Origin of the sequence: Pseudoxanthomonas sp. z9 (assembly GCF_006542425.1) — a bacterium.
Taxonomy (GTDB): Bacteria; Pseudomonadota; Gammaproteobacteria; order Xanthomonadales; family Xanthomonadaceae; genus Pseudoxanthomonas_A.
Window position 1 is genome coordinate 176,389 of the sequence record NZ_VFID01000003.1, and the last position, 25,604, is coordinate 201,992.

Below are 25,604 nucleotides of genomic sequence, written 5' to 3' on the forward strand. Positions count from 1 at the left end.
CATGCGATCCGCCTGTTCAGGGAACCAGCCCCAGCTCGCGCGCCCGTCGCACCGCCTCGGTGCGACGGCGCGCGCCCAGCTTCTCGTACAGCCGGGCCACGTGGGTCTTCACCGTGCTGGGCGCGATGTGCAGCTCGCGGGCGATTTCCTTGTTGGAGCGTCCCGCCGCCAGTTCCAGCAGCACCGCCCGTTCGCGATCGCTGATGCCCAGGCTGTCCTGCGCCCGCGGGTTGCCGTCGAAGGCCGGCGGGCGATGGCGTGCTGCGAACAGGCGGGCGCCGACGAACACCCCCAGCGCGAGGAAGGCCAGCGCGACCAGGCCGATGTAGAAGTCATCCCAGTGGGTGCGCGCCAGCCGCTGGTAATCCAGCCATTGCAGGCCGAGCGCCGCCAGCGCCAGCGCCGCGCCATACACGGCGGTCCGCTTCCAGTTTCGGGATGGCATCCGGACATGGCGGCGGCTCATGCCGGCGGATTGTCCGGCAATGCCGGTCCCGGCGAAAGGCGCCGCGGGAACTAGGGCCGGACCCGGAACACCGCGCTGATGCGCGGCGCCTGTGGGCGGCGGGTCTTGGGAATGCCGTGTTCGTGGGTGAGCTGGGAGGCGTGGCTCATGCTGAGCAGGCTACCCGGCAACAGATCGATGGCGATGGCCTTGTGCCCCTCGCCCTTGCGCTTGATCAGCATGCGGCGCGGCGCGCCGAGCGAGACCAGAGTGATCGGATGGCCTTCGCGCAGGATGTGCAGCTTGTCGCTGTGCATGGCGACGCTGTCGTGACCGTCGCGGTAGAGGTTCATGCCCACCCGGCTGTAGGGCGCGGGCACCACCGCCTGCACCCGCGCCAGCATCTCGGCCAGCGGCAGCTCCGCGGGCAAGGCGTCGAGATCATAGCTGGCGAGCAGGCGCGGCACGTCCACCACCTTCTCGTACATGGGCCGTTGCAGGTGGGTCCAGTTGGCGCCCGCCTGCAGGGCCTGGAACCACCGCCACGCCCTTGCCTCGTCGATGAAATCCGGCCAGTAGCGGATGCCGCCCTGGGCGTCGTCGACCAGTTGCTGCATGGGCGTGGCGAACAGATCCATCTCAGTGGAAATCCCGCGAGGGGGTGACCAGATCGCCCAGCCAGTCGCTCATGTCGCGCAACTGGGCGGCGATGAGGTGCTGCACGCCGTCCACGTGCTCCCAGCGTCCGCGCACCGACAGCAGGCGCGCGCCCAGCAGGGCCTTGCGCTGGCGCGCGGCCAGGTGCGGCCAGACCACCACGTTGACCACGCCATGCTCGTCTTCCAGGGTCACGAAGATGACGCCGCTGGCGGTGCCCGGCCGCTGGCGCTGGGTGACGATGCCGGCGGCATGCACGCCGCGGCCATGCGGCATGTCCTGCAACTGGCGTGAATCCAGTACGCGCTCGTCCTGCAACCGCGGGCGCAGCAGCGCCAGCGGATGCGTGCGCAAGGTCAATCCCAGCGCGCGATAATCCGACAGCACATCCTCGCCGGTGCGCGGCGCCGGCAGCACGATGGCGTCCTCGTCCGGACTGCCGGGCAGCAGTGGCCGCTGGCGCTCGATGCCGGCCACCGCCCAGCGCGCGGCATGGCGGTTTCCGGCCAGCGCTTCCAGCGCGCCGGCTTCGGCCAGCGCATGCCGGGCCTTTTCATCCAGCCGCGCGCGCAGGCACAGGTCGCGCACGTCGCGGAACGGTTGCCGCGCGCGGGCCGCGACGATCGCATTCGCCATCGCCTCCGACAACCCGCTGATCTGGCGCATGCCCAGCCGGATCGCCGGCTGGCCGGCGTCATCCTCGTCGCCCACGCGGAAACGCCCGCCTTCCAGCGTGCAGTCCCAGTCGCTGTGCAGCACGTCGACCGGCCGCACCTCGACCGGCAGGCGCCCGCCCCGCCCGCGCCGCGCGTCCTGCACGATCTGGCTGGGCGAATAGAAACCCATCGGCTGCGCGTTGAGCAGCGCGCAGGTGAACGCGGCCGGCTCGTGCCGCTTCAGCCAGCTGCTGATGTAGACCAGTTTGGCGAACGAGGCCGCATGGCTCTGCGGGAAGCCGTAGGAGCCGAAGCCCTTGATCTGTTCGAAGATCTGGTCGATGAATTCGGAGGAGTAGTTCTTGTCCTCCATCAGCTCGCGGATGCGCGCCCGGTGCGGCTCCATGTCGCCGCCGCGTCCCCACGCGGCCATCGAACGGCGCAACCCGTCGGCTTCGGCTTCCGTGTAGCCGGCGTGGATCACCAGTTCCATCACCTGTTCCTGGAACAGGGGAATACCCAGGGTGTTACCCAGGATTTTCTCGATGCCTTCGGAGGGATACACCACCGGGTCCTTGCCCTGCCGCCGCCGCAGGTAGGGATGCACCATGCCGCCCTGGATCGGGCCGGGGCGGACGATGGCCACTTCCACCACCAGATCGTAGAAGTTCTTCGGCTTCAGTCTTGGCAGCATGCTCATCTGCGCGCGCGACTCGATCTGGAAAACGCCAACCGTGTCGGCGGCCTGGATGAGGTCGTAGGTTCCGGCGTCGTCGCCAGGTATCCGGGCCAGGTCAATGACGCGACCACGATGTTTCTCGATCAGCTTCACCGCCTTGTGGATGCAGGTCAGCATGCCCAGCGCCAGGCAGTCGACCTTCAGCAGCTTCATGGTTTCCAGGTCGTCCTTGTCCCACTGGATGATGGTGCGGTCGTCCATGGCCGCGTTCTCCACCGGCACCACCGTGGACAGGGGCGCGTCGCTGATCACGAAGCCACCGACATGCTGGGACAGATGGCGCGGATGCCCGCGCAACAACGCGGTCACCGCCAGCACCCGCGCGATCAGCGGATTGCCCGGATCGAAACCGGCCTCGCGCAGGCGCTGTTCCATCGGCGTTTCGCCGTTTCCCCAGCCGTAGCAGTCGGCCAGCAACGCAATCTGATCCGGCGGCAGGCCGAACGCCTTGGCGACATCGCGCACCGCGCTCTTGCCACGATAGCGGATCACGGTGGCGGCGATGGCGGCGCGCTCGCGGCCATACTTGTTGTAGACGTACTGGAGCACCTCCTCGCGCCGCGCATGCTCGAAGTCCACGTCGATGTCGGGTGGCTCGTTGCGGTTCTCCGACAGGAAGCGCGCCATCAGCAGGCGGGTCTCGTCGGGATTGACCACGGTGATGCCCAACGCGAAGCAGACCGCCGAATTGGCCGAGGAGCCGCGTCCCTGGCAGAGGATGTCCTGCGATTTGGCGAAACGGACAATGTCCTCGACGGTCAGGAAGAAGGCTTCATATTCCTTCTTGGCGATGAGCGCCAATTCGCCTTCGATCTGCCGTCTGACCTTGTCGGGCGTACCCTCCGGCCAGCGTTCGCGCATGCCACGCTCGGTCAGTTCGCGCAGCCAACTGGCCGGCGTATGGCCATCCGGCACCAGCTCAGCCGGATAGCGATACTTCACATCCGTCTTCATATCGAAGACGCAGCGCCGCGCCAGTTGCACGGCCGCCTCCAGCAACGCAGCCGGATAGATGTTGCCCAGCGCGCGTCGCGTGCGCAGATGGCGTTCGCCGTTGCGGAACAGATGATCGCCGCATTCGGCCAGCGGCAGGCCATGACGGATCGCGGTCATGGTGTCCTGCAGGACGCGCCGGCGGCGTACGTCCATGTGCACGTCGCCGGCCGCCACCGGCGTCATGCCCTGCTCCACCGCCAATGCCAGCAGCTGTTGCAGGCGGGCATCGTCGTCCTCGTCGCGGTGCAGTTCCACCGCCAGGAAGGCGCGCTCGCCGAATACCCGTTGCAGCCACTTTCCCTGTTCCGGTTCCGGCGCGCGCGCCGGCAGCCACAGCGCGAACAGGCCGCACGCCCCTTCGGCCAGCACCGTTTCCACGTCCTGGCGGGTGAGCCGGTAGCGTCCCTTGGTGGTGGCGCGGCGGCCCACGGTGATCAGCCGGCACAACTGCGTGTAGCCGCGATGGTTTTCCACCAGCAGCACCAGCCGCAGACCGTCGAGCAACCGGAACTCGCTGCCCACCACCAGTTTCAAATTGGTGGCCTCCGAGGCTTCCAGCGCCCGCACGATGCCCGCCAGCGAGCATTCGTCGGTGATCGCCAGCGCCTCGTAGCCGCAGAGCTTGGCCCGCGCGAACAATTCCTCCGCGCTGGCCGCGCCGCGCAGGAAGGAGAAATCCGACAGGCAATGCAGTTCGGCATAGGCCGGCAGATCATCGGCGATGACGCTGTCGTCGTTGGCCGCCGCCAGTCCCAACCGCTGCGCGACTTCCCACGCCCGCGGCGGACGACCGCCGGGCGAATCGGTGTCGCGTTCCTGTTCGCGGCTCATGCGAACCACCCGTGCAGCATCCAGTGCTCGCGCTCGCCCGGCGGCGCGAATGCCCAGGCGCGCTGGCCCTGCGAGGTTTCCAGCACGTAGTAGTCGCGGCGGGCGTCGGCGCCGTCCCACCAACCGCTTTCCAGCCGTTCCGGTCCGGACAGGATGCGCGGACGCGGATCCCGCAGTGGTATCGGCTGCGGCAACAGCCAGGCCGGACGCGGCGGACGCGCGGGCGCCGGCGCGATATCCGCGCGCTCGTCGCCACGCAGTCGCCGCCATGCCCGCTCCGGGCGCGGATCGCCGGTAGGTGTCACCTGGTGGACCGCCTCGTCGCCCAGCCGCGCGCGCAGGCGCTCGCGCAGTTGCAGCCAGGGCAGCGTCTGCTGCGCGCGCAGATCGAACAGATCCCGGACGGCCGGCACGAACGGCGGCAACTCGCGCGCCAGCAGGCGCACCGCCACCACCGGCGCGGGGATGGACACCCGTTCGAGCCGGTTGCGGGTCAGCTCGAACAGCATCGCCGGCTCGCGCTCGGCCGACAGCAGTCCGACGTCCACGTCGGTGTGGTCTTCCTCGTGTTCCAGCCGCAGCAGGAACCGCTGCACGCCGCCGTCTCGGATGGACAGGTAGGTGCACAGATCGCCGATCAGGCGGCGCAGCGGAAACAGCAGCGCGGTGTGGCTTTCCACTTCGTAGCCCAGTTCCACCCGCGCGTCGAAATAATCCGGCGGCGCGTAATGGGTCAGCGGATCGTCGGCCTCGCCATACAGGCGATCAAGATGTTCCAGCACCTCCAGGCCGAAGCGCCGGCGCAGGCTGTCGCGCGGCAACCCGCGCAGGGTGCGCAGATCGCGGATACCCATGCGATGCAAGCGCTCGCCGGCCTCGTCCGGCAACACCGCGCGCCGGATCGGCACGCGATCCAGCACCTCGTTCATGCCCGGCGCCTGCATCATCGCCAGGCCGTCGCGCAGGCCGGCGAACACGCGCGCCGCGCGCGGTGTCGGCGCCAGCGCGATGCGATGGCTGAAACCGAGCGCGTGCAGTTCCTCGCGCAGGCGCGCCTCGAACCGGGGCCACGGACCCAGCAGGCGGAAACTGGCGCGTACTTCCAGCACCAGGCAGCCGGGCCATTGCGCGCTCACCAGCGAACTGTGGCGATAGGCCCATGCGGCCAGGAAGCGATGCCAGCGCGCTTCGGCCTGCGGTTCGTACTCGGCCAGCGCCAGATCCGGCAGCAGCGCGTGCGCGGCGGTCAGCCGCATGCCCGCCCGCAGGCCCGCCTGCGCGGCCGCTGCATTGACGGCATGCAGCGTGCGCAGTTGCGCCGGTCCGGTCACCAGCGCCAGCGGCGCGTCGGGATCGGGGCAACGGCGAAGGACGGCGTCCAGCGCCAGCTGCGGCAGCAAGATGCAGGCCCAGAGCATGCGCGGCTCACGAACCGGTCCAGGCGAACGCCTGCGCGGGTGGATGGCCGCCGCGGCATTTGCGCACATGCCAGGCACCGGCCATGCCGCCTTTTTCGCGCATGTATTCCAGCCGCAGCGCCGCCGGCGAGGCGTTGAGCGCATGCCGGCGATCCCGCAGCGCGAAGCCCAGGCAATCGCCGCTGTCGGCCGCCACCTGCAGGCGGCGCAAGGCGCGTCCATCGGCGGTCGCGGGCCAGCCGATCACCGCGGCGCAGGCGCCGCTGCGCAGGCATTGCTCGAAGGCCCACAGGGCATCGCGCGGCGCGGCCTCGACCAGATGCAGGTGCGCCAATTCCACGCCGCCTGCCTGCCAGGCCGGCGCGTAGGCCAGATAAGGCGGCGCGATCAGCACCACCTCATTCCCGGCGCGGGTCAGCCGCGCCAGCGTGGGCATCAGCAGTTCGATCTCGCCCACGCCGTCGGCCGGCAACAACAGTTCGGTGAGCGCGCCGCGCGGCCAGCCGCCCTGTGGCAGGAGGCGATCCAGCGCGGCATGGCCGGTGCTCTCGCTGTCGGCCGGAGCGATGGCGCTGCGCCCCGCGTGCCACAGGGTCTGCGCGGCCAGCAGGGATTCCAGGGCGACGACGTTGCCCATCAGTCGCGCCGGATCAAACCGCAGTACAGCCCTTCGATGGCGAAATCCTCGTCCGGATCCGGATCGATCGGCGCGTAACCGGCGCTGCGCGGCAGCAACCGAAGTTCGCTGGCGGTGCGATGCAGCCGCTTGATGGTGATGCCGGCGTCGCCGAGCCGGGCCACCACCGTCTGTCCGTGATGCGCGTCGGGCGTGATGCGCACGCCGACCAGATCGCCGTCGAGGATGCCGTCGTCGCGCATCGAGTCGCCCTGCACGCGCAGCAGGTAATCCGGACGCATGCGGAACAGCGCCGCGTCCACGTGCAGGAATGCCTCGGTCTCGCCATCGTTGAGGATCGGCTGGCCGGCCGCGACCCGCCCCACCAGCGGCAGGCTGAGCACGTCGTCGCGATCCGGCCGCGGCCCCATCAGGCGGATGCCGCGCGGCCGGCTGGGATCGCGGATCAGGTAGCCCTTCTTCTCCAGCGCCTCCAGATGCTTGAACACCGCGCTGACATGGCCGATGCCGACCGCCGCGCCGATTTCCTGCAGGGTCGGCGCGCTGCCGGTTTCGGCCAGGTGCAGGCGCACGGCGTCCAGGACGGCGGCTTGGCGATGGGTCAGGGTCAGGCTCACACGAGAATCTTTTCACCTAATCAGGTGAAAGCCAATGGTGAAAACCTGAATTGGCCTCCGGCGCCCGGCTCAGGCGGTCCCGGCCGGCGGTAGCCCCCGATCCCACTCCGGTTCCTCGCCGAAGCGCCCGGCCAGGAAGTCCAGGAATGAGCGCACCAGCGGCGGCATCAGCCGGCGGGTGGCGTAGACGCCAAAGATGCCCATCGGCGGAATGGCGTAGTCCGGCAGCACCGCGACCAGTTCGCCACGCGCCAGGTAGCCGGCCGCCTGGTAGGTCGGCAGCATGGCGATGCCGCCGCCACTGCGCACCGCCTGCAGCAGCACGCTGGCCTCGTTGGCGCTGATGCCGCCGCCGACCGCAACCGCCACTTCACGGCCGTCGCGGCGCAGGTGCCAGAGGCTCTTGCCGACGAAGTGGTGGGTCAGGCAATCGTGTGCGGCCAGTTCCTCCGCGCGCACCGGCGTGCCACGCCGGGCCAGGTAGTCGGGCGAGGCGCACAGCAGCGAACGGCAGGTGGTCAGCCGACGGGCAATCAGGTTCGGATCCAGTTCGTGGGTGATGCGGATGGCCAGATCCACCCGCTCCTCGACCAGGTTGACCGTGCGATCCAGCAGCAGCATGTCGATGCGCACGCCCGGATGCCGACCGACGTAGTCGACCACCGCCGCGGCCATCTGGCTCTGTCCGAACGAGGTGCTGCAGGTCAGCCGCAGTTGCCCGTGCAGCGGCGCGTCGGTGTCGCTGGCGACCGCCGCCTGCAGGTCGGCGCCCAGTTCCAGCAGCTTGCGGCAGCGCTCCAGCGCCTGCTCGCCCGGCGTGGTCAGGCTGATCCGGCGGGTGGTGCGATGGAACAGGCGCACGCCCAGCCAGTCCTCCAGTTCGGCCAGGTAGCGGGTGACCATCGCCCGCGACATGTCCAGCGCCTCGGCGGCGGCGGTCAGGCTGCCGCGCTCGGCGACCTCGACGAATACCCCCATTGCGGTCATACGGTCCATGACTTGCTCGATTCATGCAACAAACAAGTGCCTTATACGCGGTTTTTCGTCCGCTTTCAGCTCATTACAGTGGCCCCACTTTCCCACCTCACCCGGAGTTCACCATGAAAATCGCCCTCGCCGCCGCCACCGGCAAAATCGGCCGCCAGATCGCGGCGCATGCCATCGCCCGCGGCCATGACGTCACCGCCATCGTCCGCCGCGACACCGATCTGCCGCCGGAACTGGACGGCGCCCGCATCGTCATCGCCGCGCTGGACGATGCCGACGCCCTGGTCGCCGCCGTGCGTGGCCATGACGTGCTGGCCAGCGCCTACGGTCCGCAACCCGGCGCCGAATCCAGCCTGGCCGATGTCAGCGATGCCCTGATCGCCGCCGCCCGCGAAGCCGGCATTCCGCGCGTGGTGGTGGTCGGCGGCGCCGGCAGCCTGGAAGTCGCGCCCGGCGTGCAGCTGGTCGACGTGCCGGATTTCCCCGCCGCCTACAAACCGGTCGCGCTGGCGCACCGCGACGCGCTCAAGCGTTACCAGGCCGCCGACGATCTGGCCTGGACGTTCTTCTCGCCGGCCGCGGAAATCGGCCCGGGCGAGGCGCGCGGGCAGTTCCGCACCCAGGTCGGCGCGCTCCTGGCCGATGCCGATGGCAAGAGCGCCATCAGCTACGCCGACTATGCCGAGGCTTTCGTCGCCGAACTCGAACAGGCGCGCCATCCGCGCCAGATCATCACTGCGGCCTACTGATTCCGCCCAACCGGAGCATTCCCATGCGAAGCATCTTCCTGTTCGCGCTGGCGCTGTCGGGCGCCCTGAGCGGTTGCCAGCACCTGCCGGCGCATGCCGGAAGCAGCATGGCCGATACAGATGTTTTTCCCGCGACCGGCCATGTCTACCGCGTCGATTTCGGCAGCGGCAACGCCTTCGACATTGACTTCACCTCCGACCACAGCATGACCTTCACCAAGCTGCAGCCACCCTCGCGGGGCCAGGTGGAAACCATCCGTTTCGATCACCGGCGGATCCGCGAAGGCCTGTACCTGGTGCGCTGGCAGGAAGCGGACCGGACCACGGTCGTGCACCTTGAAGACTTCGCGCGGGAACGGGTGTACACCCACATCACCCGTCCCGACGGCAGTTTCTTCAGCGGCGAATCCACCCTCACCCGCGTCCATTGAACGCGTCCATCGAGCAGGAGACGATGTCCATGAAACCCCTTGTCCTGAAATCCGCGGGCGCGCTGGCGCTCACCCTGTCGCTGGCCGCCTGCGGTGGCCAGGCACCATCGAGCGCCGGCACGCCCGTGGCCGCAGTGCCCGAAGCTGCCGAACCGGTCGCCGAACCGCTGAAGCTGGAGATCTACAACCCCGGCCCGGATGGCATCTTCGCGGTGTCCTCCGTGCTGGTCACCGGCCACGAGGACGCCGTGCTCATCGACGCGCAGTTCTCCACCGCCGACGCGGCGAAACTGGTCGACCGGATCAAGGCATCCGGCAAGCGGCTGACCACGATCTACATCAGCCACGGCGATCCGGATTTCTACTTCGGCCTGGAAACGCTGAAAGCCGCTTTCCCGGACGCGAAGATCCTCGCCACCCCGCAGACCATCGCCCACATCCGCGAAACCAGCGCGGGCAAGCTGGCGCATTGGGGTCCGATCCTGGGCGCGGGCGCGCCGAAGCAGATCGTCATGCCGGAGCCGCTGGCCGGCGATCGCCTGGCTCTGGAAGGCCGGGAATTGCAAATCATCGGCCTGGACGGGCCGACGCCGGATCGCAGCATCGTCTGGATTCCCTCGATCCGCGCCGTGGTGGGCGGTATCCCGGTAATCGCCGGCGAACATGTGTGGATGGCCGATACCCAGACGTCGCAATCGCATGCCGACTGGCTGGCCATGCTGGATCGGATCGCCGCGCTGAAGCCGGAGACGGTGCTCCCTGGCCACTTCGAACCGGGCGCCCCGCAGGGCCTGGACGCGGTGCGCTTCACCGCCGACTACATCCGCGCCTACGACGAGGAAACGGCCAAGTCGAAGGATTCCGCCGCGCTGATTGCGGCGATGAAGGCGCGCTATCCGCAACTGGGTGGGGTGTCCTCGCTGGAACTGAGCGCGAAGGTCAGCAAGGGCGAGATGCGTTGGCCTTGAATGGCATCACCTTTCTCTCGCTTGCGGGAGAAGGTGGTGCGAAGCGTCGGACGAAGGCGCCTTTCGCGCGATGCCGCTCTGTCGGTTTGCCCCCATCCGCCTTCGGCACCTTCCCCCGCAAGCGGGGGAAGGGAGCATCCAATGCTGGGCCGCAAGACCATCTGACCGCGGATGCAAGCGGATAGCATCGATTATATCCGCAACACGCCCTTCCCTCGCTTGCGAGGGAAGGTGGCGCGAAGCGCCGGATGGGAGCGCTCTTCGCGCGATGCCACCCTGCCGGTTTGCCCACATCCGCCTTCGGCACCTTCCCCCGCAAGCGGGGGAAGGGAGCATCCAATGCTGGGCCGCAAGACCATCTGACCGCGGACGCAAACGGATCGCGTCAGTTATAACCGCAACACGCCCTTCCCTCGCTTGCGAGGGAAGGCGGCGCGAAGCGCCGGATGGGAGCGCTCTTCGCGCGATGCCACCCTGCGGTTTGCCCCCATCCGCCTTCGGCACCTTCCCCCGCAAGCGGGGGAAGGGAGCATCCAATGCTGGGTCGCAAGACCATCTGACCGCGGACGCAAGCGGATCGCGTCAGTTATAACCGCAACACGCCCTTCCCCCGGCTTGCGGGGGAAGGTGGCGCGAAGCGCCGGATGGGGGCGCTCTTCGCGCGATGCCACCTTGCCGGTTCGCCTTCACCCGCCTTCGGCAATTCCATCAAGCACGAGGCATCAATCCTTCCCGCGTGCCCGCGCAAACGCCGCAGCCAGCGCATTGTCGGCCGGAGGCGCCGACGGACGCGACGCACCGCCCTGCCCGCGCCCGCCACCATCGCGGCCGTTGCGCGGACCGCCTCCGTCACCATTGTTCCCACGCGCGCCTTGCACACCACGCTCCTCGCGCACAGGCGGCGGCGTGTCGTCCAGGCGCCGGGTCAACGCGATGCGCTTGCGCGGGATGTCCACCTCCAGCACCCGCACCTTGACGATGTCGCCGGCCTTGACCACTTCGCGCGGGTCCTTGACGTAGCGATCGGCCAGCGCGGAGATGTGGATCAGGCCGTCCTGGTGCACGCCGATGTCGACGAAGGCGCCGAACGCGGCCACGTTGCTGATCACGCCTTCCAGGATCATGCCCGGCTTGAGGTCCTTGATGTCCTCCACGCCGTCGGCGAATCGCGCGGCCTTGAACTCGGGACGCGGATCGCGGCCGGGCTTCTCCAGTTCCTTGAGGATGTCGCGCACGGTCGGCACGCCGAACTTCTCGTCGGTGTACTCCTCGGCGCGCACGCCGCGCAGGAAGGCGGCATCACCGATGATCTGCTTCACTCCGCGGCCGCATTTGGCCAGGATGCGCTCGACCACCGGATAGGCCTCCGGATGCACCGATGAGGCATCCAGCGGCTGATCGCCGTCTGCGATGCGCAGGAAGCCGGCGCACTGCTCGAAGGTCTTCTCGCCCAGGCGCGGCACCTTCAGCAGTTCCTTGCGCGACTTGAACGCGCCGTTGGCGTCGCGATAGACCACGATGTTGTCGGCCACGCTGGAGGACAGGCCCGACACGCGGGTCAGCAGCGCCGCCGAGGCGGTGTTCACGTCCACGCCGACCGCGTTCACGCAGTCCTCGACCCTGGCGTCCAGCGCACGCGCCAGCCGGAACTGATCGACGTCGTGCTGGTACTGGCCCACGCCAATCGCCTTGGGTTCGATCTTCACCAGTTCGGCCAGCGGATCCTGCAAGCGACGCGCGATCGATACCGCGCCGCGCAGGCTCACGTCCAGGCCGGGGAATTCGCGGGCGGCGAATTCGGAGGCCGAGTACACCGACGCGCCGGCCTCGCTGACCACGATCTTCTGCATCTTGAGTTCCGGCGCCAGCTTGATCAGATCGCCGGCCAGCTTGTCGGTCTCGCGGCTGGCGGTACCGTTGCCGATCGAGATCAGTTCCACCTGGTGCTTGAGGCACAGCGCGCGCAGCACGTGCAGGGACTGATCCCATTGGCGCTTGGGCTCATGCGGATAGATGGTGGCGGTATCGACCAGCTTGCCGGTGCGATCCACCACCGCCACCTTCACGCCGGTGCGCAGGCCCGGATCCAGCCCCAGCACGGCCTTGGGACCGGCGGGCGCGGCCAGCAGCAGATCCTTGAGGTTGTCGCCGAACACCGCGATGGCCTCGGCCTCGGCCTTCTCGCGGGCCTGGTTGAACAGATCCAGCAGCAGGTGCATGTGCAGCTTGGCGCGCCAGGTCAGCCGGCACGCGTCCAGCAGCCACTTGTCGGCCGGACGGCCCTGAGCGGAAACACCGGCATGCTTGGCCACCCGCCCTTCGGCCAGCAGGTGACCCGCGTCGGCCTCGTTGCCCGGATCCAGATCCAGCAGCAGGATTTCCTCGCGGCGCGCGCGGAACAGCGCCAGCAGCCGGTGCGAGGGAATCTTCGCCAGCGATTCGGCGTGGTCGAAATAATCACGGTATTTTGCGCCCTCGGTTTCCTTGCCATCGGCCACCCGCGCGCGAATCACGCCGACCTCGTGCATCCAGTCGCGCAGCTCGCCGACCAGCGCGGCGTTCTCGCCCCAGCGCTCCATCAGGATCGCGCGGGCGCCTTCCAGCGCCGCCTTGGTGTCGGCCACGCCCTTCTCCGCGTCCACGTAGGCGGCGGCGACGGTTTCCGGCACCTGCGAGGGATCGGCCAGCAGGCCGTCGGCCAGCGGCTCCAGCCCGGCCTCGCGCGCGATCTGGGCGCGGGTGCGGCGCTTGGGCTTGTACGGCAGGTACAGATCCTCCAGCCGCGCCTTGCTGTCGGCGGCCTCGATGTCGGCACGCAGTTCGTCGCTCAGCTTGCCCTGTTCCTCGATGCTCGCCAGCACCGCGGCGCGGCGATCCTCGAGTTCGCGCAGGTAGGTCAGGCGCGTTTCCAGGTTGCGCAGCTGGGTGTCATCCAGTCCGCCGGTGACTTCCTTGCGGTAGCGCGCGATGAAGGGGACGGTGGCACCTTCATCGAGCAGGGCGATGGCGGCCCGTGCCTGCGCGGTCTGGGCACCGATCTCGGTGGCGATGGTCTGGGCGATCTGCAGGGCCAGCTTCGGGTTCTTGTCTTGCATTGCTTCCGTCGGAAATGACCCGGTCGTCCGGGTGGGATGCCGATTGTGGCAACCCCGGACCGCCTGCGAAACGGGTTGACAGGTGATGAAATTCAGCTAGCGCCCATGGCCGGCGACGTGCCTGCGCTATCCTTCGCGCAAACGGAAAAGGACGACGCACGTGCGCGAGCTGTACCCCGAAATCGAGCCCTACCGCACCCAGCGGCTGGCCGTGGACGACCTGCATACGCTGTACATCGAGGAATGCGGCAATCCCGACGGCCTGCCGGTGCTGTTCCTGCATGGCGGTCCCGGCGCGGGCCTGTCCGCCTACCATCGGCGCTTTTTCGACCCGGCGCGCTACCGCATCGTGCTGTTCGACCAGCGCGGTGCCGGCCGTTCCACGCCGGCGGCGGAATTGCGCGACAACACCACCTGGCACCTGGTCGCCGACATCGAGCGGATCCGCCAGCACTTCGGCATCGAGCGCTGGGTCGTGTTCGGCGGTTCATGGGGATCCACGCTGTCGCTGGCCTATGCGCAGGCGCGTCCGGATCGCGTGCTCGGCCTGGTGCTGCGCGGCATCTTCCTCGGCCGGCCGGGCGAACTGCGCTGGTTCAACGAACTTGACGGCGGCGCGCGCTGGATCTTCCCGGAACGCTGGGAACGCTATCTGGCCTACATCCCCGAATCCGAACGCGACGAGATGGTCGAAGCCTACTGGCGGCGCCTGGACGGCCCGGATCCGGCGGTCCGGCTGGAGGCGGCGCGCGCGTGGAGCGACTGGGAAGGCGGCAGCACCACCCTGCTCCACGATCCCGCCGAAGCCGGCAACTTCGAGGATCCCAAGGTGGCCGTCAGCGTCGCCCGCGCCGAGGCCCACTACTTCCGCCACGATGTGTTCCTGGAACCGGATCAGTTGCTGCGCGACGTCGACCGCATCCGCCACATTCCCGCCACCATCGTGCACGGCCGCTACGACATCATCTGCCCGATGAAGAGTGCCCACGATCTGGCGCAGGCGTGGCCGGAAGCCGACCTGCGGGTGGTGCTGGCCGGGCACAGCGCCGCGGATCCCGCCATCGTCGATGCCCTGGTGCAGGCTACCGACGCACTGGCCGACCGCTTCGCCTGAGCGGCATGCGCCGGCACTTCAAGACCCTGTCCGATGGCGCGCTGATCGAATTCGATCGCGGCCAGTTCGACGACTGGTGCGTCTATCTGACGCCGCCGGGCGCGTCGCGCTTCGCCCCGCGCGATGCCTGGTATTTCGGCGAGTTGCAGGCGCTGGCGGCGCGCCACGGCGCCTACTGCCTGTACGAGGATTTCGTGCGCGTATACGACCGCACCACTGCGCAGGCCAATCCCGCCGTGCTGGCCTGGATCACCGGCCTGTCCGCCGCCTATGGCGAGGACGCCTTGTTGGTGGATCAGCTGTTCACCATTCTCTACGCGGGCATAGTCGCCGAGGAGAACAAGGTCAACGGCCCGCTTGGCCGGCGGATCAAGCGGCTCGGCATGTACCAGGCACTGATCGAAGGCATGCCTGCCAGCGAGGCGGCGAACTACAGCCGCAACGTCGATGCCAGGCGACTGGATGGCGAATGCCGACGGCGCGGATTCTGAGGCTCCCGCAAGCGTGGCAATCGCGGCGGAAGAATCAAAACAGAAAGGGCCGCTTGCGCGGCCCTTTCCTTTTCAGTGCATGTTATTGCATGGATGTCGCGATGCTCAGGAACGCACCGGCAGCACCCGGATCTCGACGCGGCGATTGAGCGCGCGGCCGGAATCGGTGTCATTGCTGGCAATCGGGTAGCGCTTGCCCATGCCGACGATCTCGAAGCGCTCGCGCAGCACGCCCTGGCCGATCAGGTAATTGCCGACCGACGCGGCGCGCTGTTCGGACAGGCGCTGGTTGACCGCGTCGCTGCCGACACTGTCGGTATGACCGGTCACTTCCACGATGGTCTGGTTGTATTCGGACAGGGTGCGGGCAACGTTGTTGAGCGCCGGGTAGAACTGCGGCTTCAGGTCCGCCTTGCCGAAATCGAAGGTCACGCCGTCCGGCAGGTTGAGCTTGATCACGTCGCCATCGCGGCTGACATCGATGCCGGTGCCCGCGGTCTGGCGGCGCAGTTCGGCTTCCTGGCGATCCTGGTAGGCACCGATGGAACCACCGGCCAGGCCACCGACGCCCGCGCCAATCAGCGCGCGCTGGCGACGATCGGTCGCATCCTTGCCGCTCAGCAGGCCAACCGCCGCGCCGATGCCGGCGCCGATCAGCGCACCGGTGCGGGTGCGGTTGGGATCATTGGGATCGTTGGTCTGGCCGGTATAGCTGGCGCAGGAACTCAACACCACCGCGGCGCCAAGCGCGATCAGCGTGGTCTTGACGGTGTACTTGTTCATGGACATCTCCTCGTCGTGTGGGAACGCATCCCGCCAAATCATTCAGCGTCGGCGAAAAATACCGAGTCCGTTCTGTCTGATAGCTAAAGCGCCGTGAAGATCCGGAAAAGCATGCACCTTCCTGTTCAGCTTGCTGGCGCGGTTTGCTCCAGCATCGACTCGGCCGCGCCGGCATCGAGGGTGTAATCCCAGTTCCCCATCAGCGCCAGATACAGCAGCTTCTCGAACTCCGGCCCGAACCGGCGGATCACCGCGTCGGGATCCGGCACCAGCTTCGCATCGGCGATCAGGCCGAAGTGCACGCGACCGTTGTAGCTGAGGATGGACACGCCGATGCCGATGGAACCGGTCTGCGGCACCCAGAACATCATGTCGCGCACCCGGCTGCCGCCCATGTAGAGCGGTTGCTGCGGCCCGGGCACGTTGGTGGCCACCGCCGTGGCCTTGCGGCTGAAGAGTTCCAGCGCCACGCCCTGCAAGGCCGCCGGCGCCATCCCCAGTGCCGCGAGAAGTCCAAATGCGACAATGGCTTGGCGAGAGTTTTTCAAGTTATTCATGCAATTGGCGACCCGCTCCACCCGGCGGATCGGATTGGCCTCGCCGACCGGCAGGTCCAGGAACACCAGGCCGAAATGGTTGCCCAGCTTGCGCGCGTGTTCCAGCGGCCGCAGGTTGACCGGCACGGTCGCGCGCAGGGTCACGCCATCGACGTTCTCGCCGCGTTCGATCAGGTAGCTGCGCAACGCGCCGGCCGCGGTGGCCATCAGCACGTCGTTGACCGTGCAGTCGCAGGCGCGCCCCACCGCCTTGACCTCCTCCAGATCCAGCGGCTCGGCCCAGGCCACCCGCTTGCTGACGCCCAACGGCCCGCGCAGCAGCGTGGGCGGATCATCGGACAGCGCCAGTGCCGCCAGCAGCTCGCGGCCGATTTCGCCGCCCTCCTTCGCCAGCATTGTCGCCAGGGTCGGATCCCGGTACATCTCCATGCCCTTGCCGAGCATCTTGCCACCGAGCTTGACGTAGCGATCAATCGCGCCGACCCGGCGCACCACTTCCACGCCATCCTGCTTGAGCCAGGCCGCGCGCAGCTCGCTGCCGCGATCCGGTTTGCGGGTGGTGTCGGTCAGCGACAGCAGTACCTGCACCAGTGCGATGCCGTCGGCATAGCTATGGTGGATGCGCGCCACCAGCGCGGAGCCGCCGCGATAACGCTCGACCAGATGGAACTGCCAGAGCGGCTTGGTCTTGTCCAGGGGCGTGGACGCCATCTGGCTGACGAAGCGTTCCAGCGCGCGTTTTTCCGATTGCGGATCGCCGCGACCGGGCAGCGCGGACAGGCGCACGTGCCAGTCGATGTCAAAATTCGTGTCTTCCACCCAGGCCGCGCCGGCGGCGGTGTCGACCGCTTTCTGGAGAAAGCGCGGATAGGCGAGGAAGCGCTTGCGGATCACCTGCTTGAGCCGCTCCAGCGTCATCGGCTCGTCGAACATCAACACGCCGGTGATCATCATCGGATTGGTCGGCCGGCACATCCGCAGCCAGGCGGTATCCACCCGCGACATCGCCTCGCGGCGCGGCTTGCCCGGCCCTTTCTTGGTCGCCATGCTGCCCTCCCTTCGCTGCGTTCGAGTGAAGCATGCGGCGGCGAAAGGCGTCAACGAGGGCTCAGCCGCCGCTGGCCCGGTACGCGGCCAGCGCGGCTTCGCGGCCTTCGGCCAGATCCACCAGCGGCGCGGCGGGATAGTCCGGTGCCAGCCGCGCGGCGAGTGCCGGCGACTCCCATGGTGCGAAGCGGGCCGGTGGTGGCAGTCCGCGCAGTTCCGGCACCCAGCGGGCGATGTAATCCCCGTGCGGGTCGAACCGGCGCGCCTGGGCGACCGGATTGAACACGCGGAAGTACGGCGCCGCGTCGGCACCAGTGCCGGCGGTCCATTGCCAGCCCAGGGTGTTGTTGGCCAGATCGGCATCGACCAGCGTGTCCCAGAACCAGCGCGCGCCGTGCGACCAGTGCAGGCGCAGGTGCTTGGTCAGGAAGCTGGCGACGATCATCCGTACCCGGTTGTGCAGGTAGCCGGTGGCCCACAGCTCGCGCATGCCGGCATCGACGATGGGCACGCCGGTGCGTCCGCGCTGCCAGGCCGCAAGAACGCCGGCCCCGGGGGTGGCCCAATCGAATCCATCGAAGCGCGGATTGAGATTGCGTTCGGCGGTGTGCGGGAAGTGATGCAGCAGGTGCCAGGCGAACTCGCGCCAGCCCAGTTCGCGCAGATAGGCTTCGACGTCGGCGGCGTTGGCCGCCGTGCGCGCCTGTTCCAGCGCGGCGGCGATGCGCCACGGCGCGATCTCGCCGAAGTGCAGATGCGGCGACAACCGCGAAGTCCCCACCCGGTCCGGTCGATCGCGGTCCTCGCGGTAGCCGCGCAAGGCGCCCTCGATGAACACTTCCAGCGCTTCAGCCGCGCCGGCTTCGCCGGGCTGCCACTGATCCCAGAATCCCCGATCCCAGCCGGTGGCCGGAGCCAGTCCGAGCGCGTCCAGCGGCACGTCCGCCGCTACGCCATGCGCCGGCAACCGCGCCGGCGCGCGCCATCGAACCCGCCAGCGTGGAGCGAGCCCATCCCAGCGCGCCCGCGCGTTGCGCCAGAACGGCGTGAACACCCGATACGGCGTGCCCTGCCCGGTCGCCAGGTCCCAGGGCTCGAACAGCAGGCTGCCATTGGCGCTTTCCACCCGCAGTCCCTGCTCGCGCAGTCGCTTCTTCAGCGCGGCGTCGCGCGGCTGGGTGGCGGGTTCGTATTTGCGGTTCCAGAACACCGCGCGCGCGCCGCTGTCGCGTAGTAACGCCTGCAACGCCGCGTCGGACGGACCGCTGCGCAGATGCAGCGCGGAGCCGCGTGCACGCAGGTCGGCGTCGAGTGCGAGCAGCGAACGATGCCGCCACGCATCCGACGCCGCGCCGGGGAGCCAATCGCCCTCTTCGTCCGGTGCATGGATGTACACCGGCACCGGCGTGTAGCCCTCCTCCAGCGCCATCCGCAGCGCCGGGTTGTCGTCCAGGCGCAGATCGTTGCGGAACCAGACCAGGGCGAGCGGCGCGGTCATCTGCTTCTAGCGTTCCTCGCTTCACGCGTCACGGCGACGGATACGCTACGTTCGCCGTCAAGATGCCGTAGCGGGTCAAGTACCACCATCTGATCTCCCAGGACGTCCCGATCGGCACGGCGTTCTGCGCATAGCATTGCTGACGCGCATCCAGTTCCACTGGATCCGCCGGGAACATGGCCTTGAACGCACCGTTGTTGTCTGCTCCGAAAAGGAACATTTCCTGGTTGACCGCCAGACTGGCCACCGTCGTGGGAATGGCGGTCGCCAATAATCCGTAATAGGCGACCGCATCGACGCAGGTAAATGTGTAAGCAGGTTTCTGCCAAGGCGAACAGACATTGGTCGCGGTGCACCGGACGTCCGAGCCCTGCCCCACGAAGTCCTGGAAATGAAGCCACGTCAATCGTGGCGTTGCCTGCAGGAGATTGGATATCGCCCCCGCCAAGGCAGTGCGCGTGGCCGAATCCAGGCTTGAATACGGGTTCCAGAATGTCGGCGACCACAGCACCGCGCCCGCACGCTTCTGATACAGATCCGCTGACAGCTGCTGGATGTACGCCTTGTACGCTTCCTTGATCTGGCTGCCGCTGTAGCCGCTTCCTCCCGCATTGGAACCCGTGAAGTAGTTGAGGTTCGCCTCCAGGGTCACATACCAGTTGAATGGCCGCATCGGATATCGGGCGATCAGCGCATCCGCGATCTTCCTGGACAAAAGGATGTTCTCCCACCGATACCCGCTGTCCATGATCCCATGGAGATAACGGGATTGGCCGGTGGACTCACCCGCCCAGGGTAGATCCACCGTCCCCATGAAGATGTTGTCGAAACAGTGGAAGTAGTCGTCAACCAAATCCAACTGGGCTGCATACAGGTCGCCATGGGCATCCCCGGTGTCGGAAAGGACCAGGTCATGGATATAGTCGGCTGCGCCGGGAGTCCGATGGTGGCTGCAAACGGCCTCAAACCACTTCCGCGCCTTCCAGGCTTCCGTTCCCGTGGGCACGCTGGAGACCTGTACGAACAGCCCTCTTGGACCACCTGCAGATGCCTGGAAGGAAATACACAGGCCCAAAAGCAGCAATAGGGTGCGCACGGGAAACTCCTTTTTTGCGGGTTGGCGTCCTTATTCGAAACTGCCGATCGAATCGTGGGACAGGTTGTCGAAGCGGGTGTACTCGCCGAAGAACTTCAGCTTGCACGAGCCGGTCGGGCCGCTACGCTGCTTGCCGATGATGATTTCGGCCAGGCCCTTGTCCGGCGAGTTTTCCTTGTTGTAGTAGTCATCGCGGTAGATGAACACGATCATGTCCGCGTCCTGCTCGATGGCGCCGGATTCGCGCAGGTCGGCCATCACCGGGCGCTTGTCGGTACGCGTTTCCAGCGAGCGGTTGAGCTGGGACAGCGCGATCACCGGGACATTCAACTCCTTGGCCAGGCCCTTGAGCGATCGCGAAATCTCGGAGATTTCGGTCGCGCGGTTCTCGCTGTTGCCGGGCACGGACATCAGCTGCAGGTAGTCGATGACCACCAGGCCCAGATCGTGCTCGCGCTTGAGCCTGCGCGACTTGGAGCGCAGCACCTCCGGCGACAGGCCGGGGGTGTCGTCGATGAAGATCTTGGTTTCCTTGAGCATCCGGATCGCGCTGGTGACGCGGCTCCAGTCCTCGTCCTCCAACTGGCCGGTGCGCAGGCGGGTCGCATTGATACGGCCGTTGGAGGAAATCAGGCGCAGCGCCAGCTGGGCCGCCGACATTTCCATCGAGAACACCGCCACCGCCTTCTTCGACTTGATGGCGGCGAACTCGGCGATGTTGAGCGCGAAGGTGGTCTTGCCCATGGCCGGACGCGCGGCCAGGATGATCAGGTCGGTCGGCTGCAGGCCGGCGGTCATCTGATCGAAGTCGGTGTAGCCGGTCGGCAGGCCGGTGACGTTGCCGCCGTTCTCGAAGCGGCTCTGCAGGACCTCGAAGGCATCCTTCAGCGCCGAGTTCATGCCGACGAAATCGGTGCGCCCGCGCGCACCGGCCTCGGCGATGGCGAACACCTTCTGTTCGGCCACGGCCAGCAGTTCGGCGCTCTCGCGCCCTTCGGGCAGGAAGGCGTCGTTGACAATGCCGGTGCCGACGTCGATGAGCTGGCGCATCACCGCCTTGTCGCGGACGATTTCCGCGTAGGCGACGATGTTGGCGGCGGACGGGGTGCTGCTGGCCAGCTCGATCAGATAGGCGCCACCGGCGACCTGTTCCAGATGGCCCTGCGATTCGAACCATTCGCCCAGGGTCACCGCGTCGTAGGGACGATTGCGTTCGGCCAGTTCGCTGATGGCGCGGTAGATCAGCTGGTGATCGCGCCGGTAGAAATCGTTGTCGGTGAGCTTGTCGTTGATCCGGTCGTAGGCTTCCGGCGCCAGCATCAGGCCGCCCAGCACCGCCTGTTCCGCCTCGATGGAGTGCGGCGGCACCCGCAACTGTTCGATACGCGCATCCTGCGGGTCGTTGCGGAAACCTTGGCGGGCGGACATGGGGGCGACGGACTCCTGTGACCGGTGCGGGGCGAACGGAACGGGACTGGTCATGGTAGTCGCTCCACCGCAAGGTGGTTGCAGATAACCATGTGGATAACCGGTGGGAATCTCAGCAGCTGAGACCCGGCCGGTGAAGGAAGCATTGCGCCGACGGACGGCAACGTGATGCCCGCGCGCCCCGTTCGACGAGACGTGTCTGGAGACAACACGTCGGAATACAAATGGAAACGGGCGCCGCGAGGCGCCCGTTCCGGTACCGCATGGCCCGGGTTATCAGGCTTCGGCTTCGACAACCACCTTGATGGCGGTTTCGACGTCGGCATGCAGCTTGGCGATCACTTCGAACTCGCCGATGTTGCGGATCGGGCCTTCGCCCATCACCACTTCGCTCTTTTCCAGCGGCAGGCCGGCGGCGGTGAACGCGTCGGCGATATCGCGCGGACCGACCGAACCGAACAGCTTGCCTTCGGTGGAAGCATTGGCCTTGATGGTCACGCTGGCACCTTCCAGCTTGGCGCGGCGGCTTTCGGCATCATCATGCACGGCCTTGGCCTTGGCTTCGTACTCGGCGCGCTTGGCTTCGAACTCGGCCAGGTTGGCGGCGGTCGCCGGCACGGCCTTGCCCTGCGGGACCAGGTAGTTGCGGCCGTAGCCGGGCTTCACGTTGACCTTGTCGCCGAGGACGCCGAGGTTGGTGACTTTCTGCAGAAGAATCAGTTCCATCGTATTGCTCCGTATTCGTTAGCGGGTGTTGTCCCGCAGCGTGGGCTGTCCGAATGACAGTGAAGAAAGAACCTCTCCTCACGAGGGAGGCTCCACCGCCGGGCGCCCATGGGCACCCGGCCATCGACGCTTACACGTCGTGGTTGTCCGTGTACGGGATCAGCGCCAGGAAACGCGCGCGCTTGACCGCCGTGGCCAGCTGGCGCTGGTAGCGGGACTTGGTGCCGGTGACGCGGCTCGGGACGATCTTGCCGGTCTCGGTCAGGTACTGGCGCAGGGTGTTGAGATCCTTGTAGTCGATCTCTTTCACGCCTTCGGCCGTGAACTTGCAGAACTTGCGGCGACGGAAGAACTTGGACATGGGGGTGCTCCTTAAGCGGCTTCAGCGTTGTCGGAGGATTCGGCGGCGGCTTCATTGCTCTCGCCTTCGTCGTCATCGCGACGGCGACGCTCGCCACGTTCCGACTTCTCGCCCTTCTCGTCCTTGTTCTTCATGATCAGGGACTGCTCGGTGTCGGCGCCATCGCGCTTGATCACCAGGTGACGCAGGATCGCGTCGTTGAAGCGGAAGGTTTCCACCAGCTCGTTCAGCACGGCCTGGTCGGCCTCGATGTTGAGCAGGACGTAGTGGGCCTTCACCAGGTTCTGGATCGGGTAGGCCAGCTGGCGGCGGCCCCAGTCTTCCAGACGGTGGATCTTGCCGTTGCCGTTCTCGATCAAGCCCTTGTAGCGCTCGATCATCGCCGGCACCTGCTCGCTCTGGTCCGGGTGGACCAGGAACACGACTTCATAGTGACGCATCGTTTTTACCTTTCGGATGTGGGCCCGGTAGCCAAGCGGTGCCGGGCGGGACAGCCCCCCGTCGCCCGGAAGGACGCGGTGGAGCAAGGACCCTGTTGCCCGCATGGGCGGCAGGGAGCTGGAAATTATGGCAGGTCAATGACTTGCAGGCAAATGGAGCGGTGGACGGCGATGGCGTGGCCCCCTCGGCGTTGAAGCCCGCATCCGCGCTGGCATCGGCTCTCCGGGAAGGCCCCCGGCAAATATCCGGTTAGTCTTTGATTTTGTTGTGTTTTTCCGTTCCACATGATGCAGGGGTACGAAAACGGCTCCCAGCGTTCGCCGGGACGACGGCGGATGCCCCTCTGCGGCGGAGACCGGAAGCACGAGGCGATGCGGGCCGGTCCACTACAACCGATGTCATCCCGGCGAAAGCCGGGATCCCTGTTGATGTTGCTTCGCCCGCCTGCCTGTCGTCGCCCGGCAGGAACGCGGGTCCCGACGTCCGCCGGGACGACGGGGCTTCAGCGGCCGGCATCTCCTGTGCGCGTCCTCGGCCCATGGCCGGCTTCAGCGCCCCTTCTGCTCCTGGATCCACGCATCGATGCGCTTCTCCAGCGCTTCCAGCGGGACCGAGCCGGTGTTGAGGACCTCGTCGTTGAAGGCGCGCAGGTCGAACTTCGGGCCGAGCGCCTTGGCCGAACGCTCGCGCAGCTCGGAAATCTTCAGCTGGCCGATCTTGTAGGCCAGCGCCTGGCCCGGCCAGGCAATGTAGCGGTCGATCTCGTTGACGATGTCCTGGTCGGTCTTGGCGGCGTTGTCCTTGAAATAGGCGATCGCCTTCTCGCGGCTCCAGCCCATCGAGTGCATGCCGGTGTCCACCACCAGCCGCACCGCCCGCCACATGTCGTAGGTGAGCTGGCCGAAACGGTCGTAGGGATCGTCGTACAGGCCCATGTCGTAGCCCAGGCGCTCGGCGTACAGGCCCCAGCCCTCGCCATAGGCGACGAAGTAGGCGGTCTTGCGGAACATCGGCAGGTCCGGCAGTTCGATGCCGCGCGCCATCTGGAAGTGATGTCCGGGCACTGCCTCATGCAGCGACAGCGCCATCATTTCCCACTTCGGCCGGGTCTCGGGCTTGTACAGGTTGACGTAGTAATAACCCGCGCGGCTGCCGTCGGCGGCGCCGGGCTGGTAGTAGGCGGTGGTGGTGTCGGGCGCGGCGTTGTCGGGAATGGGCCGCACGCCGTAGGGCAGCCTGGGAATGGTGTGGAACGCCTTCACCAGTTCCGGATCAATCCGCTTGGACAGCGCCTGATAGGCCTCCAGCAGTTCGGCCGGAGTCTTGTAGAAGTACTTCGGATCGCTGCGCAGGTGATCGAAGAAGGCATGCAGATCGCCCTTGAAGCCCACCTGCGCCTTGATCTTCTCCATTTCGGCGCGGATGCGCGCGACCTCCTTCAGGCCCACGTCGTGGATCTGCCGCGGCGTCAGCGGCGTGGTCGTGTAGTACGCCGCCATCGCGGCATAGAAATCCTGCCCGTCCGGCAGGTCGGTGGCGGCGATGCTGGCACGGCTGGCCGGCAAGTAGGTCTGGTTGAAATACGCCTGCAGCTTGCGGTACGCCGGCACCACCTCGGCACTGATGATCTGTCGCGCTTCCCGCTGCAGGCCGGCGCGGTCGGCTTCGGGCACGCTGTCGGCGAACTTCAGGAACGGGCGGTAGAACGGGCTCTTCGTCGGGTCCTCGACGATCTGCGTGGCGATCTGCGCCGGCACCCGTTGCATCAGCACCTTGGGCGGCATGTAGCCTTCGGCCACGCCCTGCTGCATCAGCACCAGGGTCTGGTCGATCAGGGTGTCCAGTCCGGCCAGGCGTGCGATCCAGTGGCGATAGTCCTGCGTGCTGGCGAACGGCACCACCTCGGCCATGCCGTCGGCCAGCTGCACCCCGCCCTGGTGGCCGATCGGCTGCAGGTATTCCTTGAAGCGCTGGCGGGAGACCGCCTGCTGCAGGTTCCACTCGAAGGTGTCGTAGTTGAGCTGGTCCGCCGGCGACAGGCCCTCGCGACCGATGGCGTGCAGCTTTTCCAGCGCGGCGCGATCGTTGGCCTCGATGCGGGCGATGGCGTCCAGGCTACGGTCGCTCCAGCGGTCGTTGTAGCGGTTGTCGCCGTTGTAGCTGGCGTTCTCCGGGCTTTCGCGCAGGCCGCGTTCCCATTCGGCGGCGAACAGCGCTTCCAGCGCCGCGTGCTTGCCGGTCGCGGGCTGCGCGCGCAGCGGCACGGCCACGGTGGCGGCCATCAGCGCGGCCAACATGAGTGAACGGAACATCGGCGGCTCCTGTACGGATAGCCGGCAAGCTTAACGTCTGCCCCACTCCATCGGCAGTGCCGCGGGGGAACCCCGGATCAGGCGGCGTCGATCAGGCGGCGTCGGCCTGGGTGGTGAAGCTCTCGCCGCAGCCGCATTCGGCGGTGGCGTTGGGATTGCGGAACAGGAAGGTTTCGCCCAGGCCCTGCTTGGCGAAATCGATCTCGGTGCCGTCCACCAGCGGCAGGCTCTGCGCGTCGACGTAGATGCGCACGCCCTGGTACTCGAACACGGTGTCGCCCTCGCGCTCCTCGCGGGCCAGATCGGCGAGATGGCCCCAGCCGGAACAGCCGGTGCGGGCGACGCCGAAGCGCAGGCCCAGCGCGCCCGGCGTCTGCTCGACGAAACGCTGCACGCGCTCCAGGGCGACGGGGGTCAGGGTGATGGCCATGCATTCCTCCAGGCGGGACGTCGATTATAGGCCGTGGACGAGCCGCTGGGCCCGTCGCTCCGGTAAACTCCACCGTTCCATAAATAGTCCTGTT

At 67.3% G+C, this 25,604-nt stretch carries 23 protein-coding genes; 5 read left to right on the forward strand and 18 right to left on the reverse strand.

The annotated features are described in order from the left end of the window. Positions 1–16 precede the first annotated feature (16 nt). From FG323_RS19940 to FG323_RS03330, 7 genes are all read right to left on the reverse strand, one after another. Positions 17–466 (reverse strand): response regulator transcription factor, encoded by a 450-nt coding sequence (locus FG323_RS19940; protein WP_181444076.1) that lies wholly within the window; start codon positions 464–466, stop codon positions 17–19. Between the two features lie 50 nt (positions 467–516). Next, the gene (locus FG323_RS03305) at positions 517–1,083 is read right to left on the reverse strand and encodes an alpha-ketoglutarate-dependent dioxygenase AlkB (RefSeq protein WP_141453014.1); all 567 of its coding nucleotides are present in this window, start codon (positions 1,081–1,083) and stop codon (positions 517–519) included. Position 1,084: 1 nt separating this feature from the next. Then, positions 1,085–4,324, reverse strand: a complete 3,240-nt coding sequence (locus FG323_RS03310) for an error-prone DNA polymerase (protein WP_141453015.1) — start codon at positions 4,322–4,324, stop codon at positions 1,085–1,087. Continuing rightward, positions 4,321–5,742: a DNA polymerase Y family protein gene (locus FG323_RS03315; protein WP_141453016.1), complete on the reverse strand. Its 1,422-nt coding sequence runs from the start codon at positions 5,740–5,742 to the stop codon at positions 4,321–4,323. The genes FG323_RS03310 and FG323_RS03315 overlap by 4 nt, the downstream gene beginning before the upstream one ends. A 7-nt stretch (positions 5,743–5,749) precedes the next feature. Further along, complete coding sequence (gene imuA / locus FG323_RS03320; RefSeq protein WP_181444084.1) at positions 5,750–6,403, reverse strand: translesion DNA synthesis-associated protein ImuA; 654 nt, start codon at positions 6,401–6,403, stop codon at positions 5,750–5,752. Continuing rightward, entirely contained in the window at positions 6,379–6,996 is a 618-nt protein-coding gene (lexA, locus tag FG323_RS03325; RefSeq protein ID WP_141453018.1) for a transcriptional repressor LexA, read from the reverse strand. Before lexA ends, imuA begins: the two co-directional genes overlap by 25 nt. Before the next feature lie 69 nt (positions 6,997–7,065). Next, on the reverse strand, positions 7,066–7,992 hold the full coding sequence (locus FG323_RS03330) for a LysR family transcriptional regulator (RefSeq protein WP_141453019.1): 927 nt from the start codon (positions 7,990–7,992) through the stop codon (positions 7,066–7,068). A gap of 104 nt (positions 7,993–8,096) precedes the next feature. Here FG323_RS03330 and FG323_RS03335 point away from each other — a divergent pair, with 104 nt between their 5' ends. From FG323_RS03335 to FG323_RS03345, 3 genes are read left to right on the forward strand one after another with little or no spacing between them, the layout of a single operon-like run. After that, on the forward strand, positions 8,097–8,732 hold the full coding sequence (locus tag FG323_RS03335) for an NAD(P)H-binding protein (RefSeq protein WP_141453020.1): 636 nt from the start codon (positions 8,097–8,099) through the stop codon (positions 8,730–8,732). Between the two features lie 23 nt (positions 8,733–8,755). After that, positions 8,756–9,163 carry a hypothetical protein gene (locus tag FG323_RS03340; protein ID WP_141453021.1) on the forward strand — a complete coding sequence of 136 codons (408 nt, stop codon included), beginning with the start codon at positions 8,756–8,758 and terminating at the stop codon, positions 9,161–9,163. A gap of 29 nt (positions 9,164–9,192) precedes the next feature. Then, positions 9,193–10,131 carry an MBL fold metallo-hydrolase gene (locus tag FG323_RS03345; RefSeq protein WP_141453022.1) on the forward strand — a complete coding sequence of 313 codons (939 nt, stop codon included), beginning with the start codon at positions 9,193–9,195 and terminating at the stop codon, positions 10,129–10,131. Positions 10,132–10,853: 722 nt separating this feature from the next. On the opposite strand, the gene FG323_RS03350 is transcribed toward FG323_RS03345, so the two are convergent. Beyond that, a complete protein-coding gene (locus FG323_RS03350; protein WP_141453023.1) occupies positions 10,854–13,226 on the reverse strand; it encodes a Tex family protein in 2,373 nt (790 codons plus the stop codon). Between the two features lie 160 nt (positions 13,227–13,386). Here FG323_RS03350 and pip point away from each other — a divergent pair, with 160 nt between their 5' ends. Then, complete coding sequence (pip, locus tag FG323_RS03355) at positions 13,387–14,340, forward strand: prolyl aminopeptidase (protein ID WP_141453024.1); 954 nt, start codon at positions 13,387–13,389, stop codon at positions 14,338–14,340. A 5-nt stretch (positions 14,341–14,345) separates the two neighbouring features. Beyond that, complete coding sequence (locus FG323_RS03360) at positions 14,346–14,831, forward strand: hypothetical protein (protein ID WP_141453025.1); 486 nt, start codon at positions 14,346–14,348, stop codon at positions 14,829–14,831. Positions 14,832–14,936: 105 nt separating this feature from the next. Here the strand turns inward: FG323_RS03360 and FG323_RS03365 are convergent, their stop codons facing one another. The 10 genes from FG323_RS03365 to FG323_RS03410 form a co-directional block, all read right to left on the reverse strand. After that, positions 14,937–15,614 (reverse strand): OmpA family protein, encoded by a 678-nt coding sequence (locus FG323_RS03365; RefSeq protein WP_141453026.1) that lies wholly within the window; start codon positions 15,612–15,614, stop codon positions 14,937–14,939. Positions 15,615–15,739: 125 nt separating this feature from the next. Next, complete coding sequence (locus tag FG323_RS03370; RefSeq protein ID WP_141453027.1) at positions 15,740–17,218, reverse strand: wax ester/triacylglycerol synthase family O-acyltransferase; 1,479 nt, start codon at positions 17,216–17,218, stop codon at positions 15,740–15,742. Positions 17,219–17,279: 61 nt separating this feature from the next. After that, entirely contained in the window at positions 17,280–18,716 is a 1,437-nt protein-coding gene (locus FG323_RS03375; protein ID WP_141453028.1) for a deoxyribodipyrimidine photo-lyase, read from the reverse strand. A 28-nt stretch (positions 18,717–18,744) separates the two neighbouring features. After that, positions 18,745–19,812: a hypothetical protein gene (locus tag FG323_RS03380; protein WP_141453029.1), complete on the reverse strand. Its 1,068-nt coding sequence runs from the start codon at positions 19,810–19,812 to the stop codon at positions 18,745–18,747. A gap of 30 nt (positions 19,813–19,842) precedes the next feature. Then, positions 19,843–21,240, reverse strand: a complete 1,398-nt coding sequence (locus FG323_RS03385; RefSeq protein WP_141453030.1) for a replicative DNA helicase — start codon at positions 21,238–21,240, stop codon at positions 19,843–19,845. Between the two features lie 276 nt (positions 21,241–21,516). Further along, positions 21,517–21,966 (reverse strand): 50S ribosomal protein L9, encoded by a 450-nt coding sequence (rplI, locus tag FG323_RS03390; protein ID WP_141453031.1) that lies wholly within the window; start codon positions 21,964–21,966, stop codon positions 21,517–21,519. A gap of 130 nt (positions 21,967–22,096) precedes the next feature. Then, positions 22,097–22,327, reverse strand: coding sequence for a 30S ribosomal protein S18 (rpsR, locus tag FG323_RS03395; protein WP_079726029.1), 231 nt, complete (start codon positions 22,325–22,327; stop codon positions 22,097–22,099). A gap of 11 nt (positions 22,328–22,338) precedes the next feature. After that, complete coding sequence (gene rpsF / locus FG323_RS03400) at positions 22,339–22,767, reverse strand: 30S ribosomal protein S6 (RefSeq protein WP_141453032.1); 429 nt, start codon at positions 22,765–22,767, stop codon at positions 22,339–22,341. A 549-nt stretch (positions 22,768–23,316) separates the two neighbouring features. Continuing rightward, complete coding sequence (locus FG323_RS03405) at positions 23,317–25,080, reverse strand: DUF885 domain-containing protein (RefSeq protein WP_141453033.1); 1,764 nt, start codon at positions 25,078–25,080, stop codon at positions 23,317–23,319. Between the two features lie 91 nt (positions 25,081–25,171). Beyond that, the gene (locus FG323_RS03410) at positions 25,172–25,510 is read right to left on the reverse strand and encodes an iron-sulfur cluster assembly accessory protein (protein WP_141453034.1); all 339 of its coding nucleotides are present in this window, start codon (positions 25,508–25,510) and stop codon (positions 25,172–25,174) included. Positions 25,511–25,604: the final 94 nt, after the last annotated feature.

Bases quoted from the DNA above. Each gene is read 5' to 3' on its own strand.
- FG323_RS19940 (WP_181444076.1), bottom strand. From the start codon at position 466: ATGAGCCGCCGCCATGTCCGGATGCCATCCCGAAACTGGAAGCGGACC.
- FG323_RS03305 (WP_141453014.1), bottom strand. From the start codon at position 1,083: ATGGATCTGTTCGCCACGCCCATGCAGCAACTGGTCGACGACGCCCAG.
- FG323_RS03310 (WP_141453015.1), bottom strand. From the start codon at position 4,324: ATGAGCCGCGAACAGGAACGCGACACCGATTCGCCCGGCGGTCGTCCG.
- FG323_RS03315 (WP_141453016.1), bottom strand. From the start codon at position 5,742: ATGCTCTGGGCCTGCATCTTGCTGCCGCAGCTGGCGCTGGACGCCGTC.
- FG323_RS03330 (WP_141453019.1), bottom strand. From the start codon at position 7,992: ATGGACCGTATGACCGCAATGGGGGTATTCGTCGAGGTCGCCGAGCGC.
- FG323_RS03335 (WP_141453020.1), top strand. From the start codon at position 8,097: ATGAAAATCGCCCTCGCCGCCGCCACCGGCAAAATCGGCCGCCAGATC.
- FG323_RS03340 (WP_141453021.1), top strand. From the start codon at position 8,756: ATGCGAAGCATCTTCCTGTTCGCGCTGGCGCTGTCGGGCGCCCTGAGC.
- FG323_RS03345 (WP_141453022.1), top strand. From the start codon at position 9,193: ATGAAACCCCTTGTCCTGAAATCCGCGGGCGCGCTGGCGCTCACCCTG.
- FG323_RS03350 (WP_141453023.1), bottom strand. From the start codon at position 13,226: ATGCAAGACAAGAACCCGAAGCTGGCCCTGCAGATCGCCCAGACCATC.
- FG323_RS03360 (WP_141453025.1), top strand. From the start codon at position 14,346: ATGCGCCGGCACTTCAAGACCCTGTCCGATGGCGCGCTGATCGAATTC.
- FG323_RS03365 (WP_141453026.1), bottom strand. From the start codon at position 15,614: ATGAACAAGTACACCGTCAAGACCACGCTGATCGCGCTTGGCGCCGCG.
- FG323_RS03370 (WP_141453027.1), bottom strand. From the start codon at position 17,218: ATGGCGACCAAGAAAGGGCCGGGCAAGCCGCGCCGCGAGGCGATGTCG.
- FG323_RS03375 (WP_141453028.1), bottom strand. From the start codon at position 18,716: ATGACCGCGCCGCTCGCCCTGGTCTGGTTCCGCAACGATCTGCGCCTG.
- FG323_RS03385 (WP_141453030.1), bottom strand. From the start codon at position 21,240: ATGTCCGCCCGCCAAGGTTTCCGCAACGACCCGCAGGATGCGCGTATC.
- rplI (WP_141453031.1), bottom strand. From the start codon at position 21,966: ATGGAACTGATTCTTCTGCAGAAAGTCACCAACCTCGGCGTCCTCGGC.
- rpsR (WP_079726029.1), bottom strand. From the start codon at position 22,327: ATGTCCAAGTTCTTCCGTCGCCGCAAGTTCTGCAAGTTCACGGCCGAA.
- rpsF (WP_141453032.1), bottom strand. From the start codon at position 22,767: ATGCGTCACTATGAAGTCGTGTTCCTGGTCCACCCGGACCAGAGCGAG.
- FG323_RS03405 (WP_141453033.1), bottom strand. From the start codon at position 25,080: ATGTTCCGTTCACTCATGTTGGCCGCGCTGATGGCCGCCACCGTGGCC.
- FG323_RS03410 (WP_141453034.1), bottom strand. From the start codon at position 25,510: ATGGCCATCACCCTGACCCCCGTCGCCCTGGAGCGCGTGCAGCGTTTC.